The sequence below is a fragment of the Sphingobium chlorophenolicum genome, assembly GCF_000722875.1.
In the GTDB taxonomy this organism is placed as follows: Bacteria; Pseudomonadota; Alphaproteobacteria; order Sphingomonadales; family Sphingomonadaceae; genus Sphingobium; species Sphingobium chlorophenolicum.
Genome location: NZ_JFHR01000106.1, coordinates 1 through 5666, shown reverse-complemented (window position 1 = coordinate 5666; position 5666 = coordinate 1). Strand labels below are relative to the sequence as shown.

General features: G+C 67.2%; 7 protein-coding genes and 1 pseudogene. 4 read left to right on the top strand and 4 right to left on the bottom strand.

The window, feature by feature from the left end; all coding sequences use genetic code 11:
* From BV95_RS22165 to BV95_RS22155, 3 genes and pseudogenes are all read right to left on the bottom strand, one after another.
* Positions 1-689 (bottom strand): annotated as a pseudogene (locus tag BV95_RS22165) (apolipoprotein N-acyltransferase); the annotation flags it as partial.
* A gap of 11 nt (positions 690-700) precedes the next feature.
* The gene (locus BV95_RS22160; protein ID WP_037457442.1) at positions 701-1336 is read right to left on the bottom strand and encodes a YqaA family protein; all 636 of its coding nucleotides are present in this window, start codon (positions 1334-1336) and stop codon (positions 701-703) included.
* A 12-nt stretch (positions 1337-1348) separates the two neighbouring features.
* Entirely contained in the window at positions 1349-1870 is a 522-nt protein-coding gene (locus BV95_RS22155; protein ID WP_037457440.1) for a GNAT family N-acetyltransferase, read from the bottom strand.
* A gap of 89 nt (positions 1871-1959) precedes the next feature.
* Here BV95_RS22155 and BV95_RS22150 point away from each other — a divergent pair, with 89 nt between their 5' ends.
* The 3 genes from BV95_RS22150 to BV95_RS22140 all read left to right on the top strand — a co-directional run bounded on the left by BV95_RS22150 (position 1960) and on the right by BV95_RS22140 (position 3765).
* Positions 1960-2202 carry a hypothetical protein gene (locus BV95_RS22150; RefSeq protein ID WP_037457439.1) on the top strand — a complete coding sequence of 81 codons (243 nt, stop codon included), beginning with the start codon at positions 1960-1962 and terminating at the stop codon, positions 2200-2202.
* Positions 2203-2236: 34 nt separating this feature from the next.
* On the top strand, positions 2237-3034 hold the full coding sequence (locus tag BV95_RS22145) for a hypothetical protein (protein ID WP_174544454.1): 798 nt from the start codon (positions 2237-2239) through the stop codon (positions 3032-3034).
* Between the two features lie 152 nt (positions 3035-3186).
* On the top strand, positions 3187-3765 hold the full coding sequence (locus BV95_RS22140; RefSeq protein ID WP_234703279.1) for a hypothetical protein: 579 nt from the start codon (positions 3187-3189) through the stop codon (positions 3763-3765).
* A gap of 166 nt (positions 3766-3931) precedes the next feature.
* Here the strand turns inward: BV95_RS22140 and BV95_RS22135 are convergent, their stop codons facing one another.
* A complete protein-coding gene (locus tag BV95_RS22135) occupies positions 3932-4381 on the bottom strand; it encodes an acetyltransferase (protein ID WP_037457437.1) in 450 nt (149 codons plus the stop codon).
* A gap of 99 nt (positions 4382-4480) precedes the next feature.
* Between BV95_RS22135 and BV95_RS22130 the strand changes: the two genes are divergently transcribed.
* Positions 4481-5666 (top strand): DNA-packaging protein (locus tag BV95_RS22130; protein ID WP_037457446.1); only part of this gene is annotated, 1186 nt, incomplete at its 3' end.

The following is a 5666-nucleotide window of genomic DNA, read 5'->3' as shown; positions in this document are numbered from 1 at the left end:
GAGGAGAGGTTGCCCCATAGGGCCAGGGCGATGAGGGGGGCGGCGAGGGTTGCGGCTGGTTTGAGCTGGCGGCGGAGGGTGAGGAGCAGCGTGCCGGATGCGAGGATGGCGAGGGCGCCGAGGCCGTAGGTGCCGATCAGGGTGGAGGCGATCGCGATGCCGGTGGGGAGGAGGGTGACGCCCAGCGGGTTCCACGCGAAGCCGGTGAAGACGGTGGCGCGGAGATATTCGGATGCGAGCCAGGTGGCGGCGAAGATTAGGGTTGTCGTGAGGGCGGAAGCCTCGCTTCGCTCGGCGCCCACCCCCGGCCCTTCAAACGAGTCACGTGCCTCGTTTGAACGCCTGCGGGAGGGGAGGAAGTAGGTTGCGAGGGCGGCTAGGCCCGGATAGACGGCGAGGTAGAGGGACAGGAGGATCACCGCGCCATAGCCGAACCAGTGGGGCATCGCGTCCTGGAAGGTGAAGGCGTGGGCGATCCAGTTGAGGCCCAGGGTGAAATGGCCGACGCCGAACAGCCAGCCGCGCAGGAAAGCGCTGCGGCGGTTGGGGGCCTGTTCGATCAGGAGGATGAGCAGCGCGAAGCAGGCCAGGGTGACGGGCCAGAGTTTCAGCGGCTCGAAACCCGTCGCCGACAGGAAACCGGTGAGCAGGGCGGTCAGCTTCGGGAAGCGGGACGGAATGTCCTTCATGCCTTTGCCGGTCAGTGCAGCGTGGCGATGGTGGCGTTGCTGCACTTGTCGTTCTTGTCGCCGCCGCCCGACAGGGCCGAGGCCGCGATGAAGCCGCCGACTAGGAGCACGAGGAAAGCGGCGGAGAGCAGCGCCAGATATTTCTCTATGAACGCCTTGATCGGGCGGCCGAATTTCCAGAACAGGAAGCCGACCAGCATGAACTGGAAGGCGCGGCTGAGGATGCTGGCCCAGAGGAAGGTGAAGAGCGACAGGCCGATGAAGCCCGCCGTGATGGTGATCAGCTTGAACGGGATGGGCGTCGCGCCCTTGATCAGGATGATTTCCGCGCCGTAGTCGCGCAGATAGCAGGCGGCGACGGGGAATTTGGCGGCCAGGCCGAGGGCGTTCAATATCTGCTGGCCGACCGTTTCATAGAGGAAATGGCCGATGGCATAGCCGAACAGCCCGCCCAGCACCGAGGCGATGGTGCAGATCAGGCCGAAGCGGATCGCGCGTTCCGGGCGGGCGAGGCACATCAGGCCCAGCAGCGGGTGCGGCGGGATGGGGAAGAAGCTGCTTTCCATAAAGGAAATGGCGAAGAGCCAGCGTTCGGCGTGGGCGTGGGCGGCTTTCGCCAGCGTCCATTGGTAGAGCTTGGTAAGCATTGGGTTGAGGCCCTAACGGAACTGTTTCGGGGCCGCTAGTGATTTTGCCAGGACCAGCATTTGTTGGGGTGGGTCGAGGGGGACGGGGTAGGGGCGTCGTTCGCCGGTGGGGTGGTAGCCACGTCTTTGATAATATTGGATAAGTTTGTCATGGGTGGAGATGACGGTCATTTCCATCCGTTGCGCGGCGAAGGCGGTTGCGGCGAGCTGTTCGGCGGCGGCGATGAGCTGGTGGCCGAGGCCGCTCGACTGGAGGGCGGGGTCGACGCAGAGCAGGCCGAGATAGGCGACGCCCGCGCCCTTGTCGGAGATCTGGACGCAGCCGGAGGGCGTGCCGTCCGTTCGCAGCGCGACCAGCAGGCGTTCGGCGGGGTTGGCGAGGATCGCTTCGAGCGCGGCGATGCTGGTGCGGGGGCTGGACGGCGGGGCGGATTCGATGGCCCAGCTTTCGCGGGCGGTGTCGCCGCGATAGGCGCGTTCGATGATCGGATGGAGACGGGGGAGGTCCGATAAGGCGGCGGGGCGGATGTCCATGGCGGGGCTGTAACGCGCTTGTGATGGAAGCGACAGGGGATTGATCGGCGTGCCGCCGCCGCGCTAGGCTGGCGACATAGGAGACGCAGATGCTTGGCATGGGAGAGGGCGGTTGCCCCTTTGAATTCAACACCGATCCGGCGACGTTCAAGGTCGGGGATTCGGTCAGCTACCGGGTGACGGGGACTTTGGAAGGCATGCCCTTTGCCGGGGTGCTGCTGGAGGTGCATGCGGATCATGTCGTGCTGACGTCGGACCCGGAGGATAAGGCCAGCCGCATGCGGGCTACCCGGGAAAGTCGTCCGGTCGTGCGAGAAGAGGATATCTGCTGACGCGACGGCGTTGACGGGGCGGCGGCGTCTGGGCATGACCCCCTGCAAACAGGCCCGGCGCATCCATGTGAATTCGATTTCTTCCCCCCCTTCCAAATGGCGCGAGCGCGGCGGCGGGCTGCTGTTCGCGCTGCTGTTCAACGGCCTGTTGCTGCTGGCGTTGCTGACTTTGGCGCCGGAGCCGGTGGTGCGGCTGCCCGATTTCCGCAATCCCGTCACCTTCGAGATGGCGCCGGGGCAGAAGGCGGAAAAGGCGCAGGCAAAGGCGGAGAAGAGCGAGAAGAAGAAGCAGGAGAAGTCCGCGCAGCGCAAGGCGATGCCGGTGGTGGTGAAACCCGACCGGCCGGTGGTGACGCCGACCGAGCAGCAGCCCTCGCCCCTGCCCTTTCTGGTGATGGATCGCCAGCAGATGGCGTCGGCGGATATCGGGAAGATGGCGAAGCAGGGCGCGGCCGACGGCGCCACCGGACAGGGGAACAGCGCGGCGGTGGCCGGGCCGGGCGAGGGGCCGGGCGGGGTGCAGTTGTTCGAGGCGGAATGGTATCGGCGGCCTACCCCGGCGGAACTGGGCGGATATCTGCCCGCGAACGCGCCGGGCAATGGCTGGGGCCTGGTCGCGTGCAAGACGGTCGACCATTATCATGTCGAAAATTGCCAGGCGTTGGGAGAATCGCCGGTGGGGTCGGGCTTTGCCAAGGCGGTGCGGCTGGCGGCGTGGCAGTTTCTGGTGCTGCCGCCCAGGGTCAACGGTAAGGTGATGGTGGGAAGCTGGGTGCGGATCAGGATCGACTATACGCGGCAGGTTGCGGGGTCGGCGGAGAGCGGGCATTGATTTAACCCATATGGAACATTTTTATTGACATCGTTACGCTGTTCTGGCACATGTTGCGACAGTGGAAAAATCTGAGTCGCCGGGAAGGCGCATGAGGCTGGTCTTTGACCGGCCCTTTTCATTTTGGGCGGCTTTCATTTGGGCGTGGGGGGATGGACATGGCGGATGAGGCGAAGGAGGCGCGCAAGAGGCCGCGCTTCACGGGGCGGGCGAAGGGCCCCGACCGGGAGCTGGTGCTGGGCAATAGTCAGCAGGGCGAGGCGGGGAGCGGCCCGCAGAAGCGGGCGGCGCGATCGGACGCATGGTCGGCGGAATTGCGGCGGACGTTTCTGGAGACGCTGGCGCTGACCTGCAATGTCAGCGAGGCGGCGCGGGTGGTGGGGCGGAACCTGTCGACCGTCTATTATCAGAAGAGGCGCGATCCGGCCTTTGCGCGGGCGTGGAAGCAGGCGTTGAGCATCGGGCATGAGGAATTGAAGGCGCTGATGCTGCGGCAGGCGCTGTTCGGCACGGAGGAGGAGGAGATCGTGCTGGACGCCGAGGGCGCGGTGAAGAGCCGGAAGATCAAGCGCGGGCATCCGCATATGGTGCAGGCGATCCTGTTCAAGGCGCATCAGCAGGAAGTGGCGGAAATGCTGGAGCAGGCGGAGGTCGAGAAGCCCGATGGCGAGGATGCGGTGATGCGGTTGCGCAAGGCGCTGGAGTTGGTGCGGGAGAGGCGTGGGGGGTAGGGGGTTTTGGGTGGATAGCGGACCTGTCCTATTCCTCCCCATCGGGAGATGGGGAGGGGGACCGCGCGAAGCGTGGTGGAGGGGAAGATACGCAGGTCATGCCATTTCCCCTCCACCATTCGCTTCGCGAACGGTCCCCCTCCCCACGCTGCGCGTAGGGAGGATTTTATTGGGGGGCGTGGCGGAGGTGGATGAGGGGGTAGGGGCGGCCCTGGCCGTCGCGGTCGGAGCGGCCGGTGCGGGCGAAGCTGAGGGCTTCGTAGAAGGCTATGGCGCGATCATTTTGTTCGTTGACGTCGGTGGTGAGCGTGGGGTGCAGCGATAGCGCGTGGTCGACCAGGCGGCGGCCCACGCCCTGGCCGTGCCAGGCGGGGTCGATGAACAGCGCCTCCATATGCGTGCCTTCTATCAGCATGAAGCCGATGGGCTGGTCGTCCGTGTCGGTGGCCAGCCAGGCGGGGCTTTGCGGCAGGAAGGCGGCGACCTCCGCCTCTATGGCGGTGCGGTCGGCGGGGGTCAGGAAATCATGGGTCGCGTCGACGGCCTTGCGCCAGATGTCGAGCAGGCGGGCGCCGTCGGCGGCGCGGGCGGGGCGGATCGAACTCATGCCGGGCATATAGGGGCGTGGGGAGGATGGGCCAAATAGATGGCCTTGAAAATCGATGAATGGAGGCGGGGCGTGGGGCAACTGTCGGATTTCGAGCGGTTGGCGTTGATGCCGGACGCGGCGCGGGAGCGGGTGCTGGCGGGGCTGAACGGCGCGGCGGCGGATGCTTTGGCGCATGACTGGCGGTGGCTGGCGCGGCCGGAGCAATTGGCGCCGGAGGGGGACTGGCGCATCTGGCTGATGATGGCGGGGCGCGGGTTCGGCAAGACGCGGGCCGGGGCGGAATGGGTGCGGTTGGTGGCGGAGAGCGATCCGGCGGCGCGGATCGCGCTGGTCGGGGCGACGCTGGGCGAGGCGCGGGCGGTGATGGTGGAGGGGGCTTCGGGCCTTCTGGCCGTTTCGCCTTGGTGGAACCGGCCTGCCTTTCTGCCTGCGCTGCGCAAGCTGGTGTGGCGCAATGGGGCGGTGGCGACGCTGTTCGGGGCGGCGGAGGCGGAGAGCCTGCGCGGGCCGCAGTTCAGCCATGGCTGGGCCGATGAGATCGCCAAATGGGCAGGCGGGCAGGCGGTCTGGGACAATCTGATGATGGGGATGCGGTTGGGTGTTGCGCCGCGCGTGCTGGCGACGACGACGCCCCGGCCTGTGGCTTTGGTGCGGGGGCTGGTGGAGCGGAACGGCTGCGACGTGGCGGTGACGCGGGGGCGGACGGCGGACAATGTCGCGCATCTGGCCGATGGGTTTCTGGCGGCGATGGAGCGCAATTATGGCGGTACGCGGCTGGGGCGGCAGGAGCTGGATGGCGAGTTGATCGAGGAGGTCGAGGGCGCGCTGTGGAGCCGGGATCTGCTGGAGCGGTGCCGGGTGGCGCATGTGCGGGGGACTCTGGCGCGGGTGGTGGTGGCGGTCGATCCGCCTGCTTCGGCGCATGGGGATGCTTGCGGGATTGTCGTGGTTGGGTTGGGGGAGGACCGGCGGGCTTATGTGATCGCCGATGCGACTGTGGAGGGCGCTACCCCGGAGGGCTGGGCGCGGGCGGTGGCGGCGGCGGCTTTGGTGCATGGCGCGGACCGGGTGGTGGCGGAGGCCAATAATGGCGGCGCGATGGTCGAGAGCGTTTTGCGGGCGGCGGAGGCCGCTTTGCCGGTGCGGCTGGTGCATGCGAGCCGGGGCAAGGTGGCGCGGGCGGAGCCGGTGGCGGCTTTGTATGAGGCTGGGCGGGTGGCGCATCGGGGCGGCTTTGCGGAACTGGAGGATCAGTTGTGCGGGTTGATGCTGGGGGGCGGCTATGTGGGGC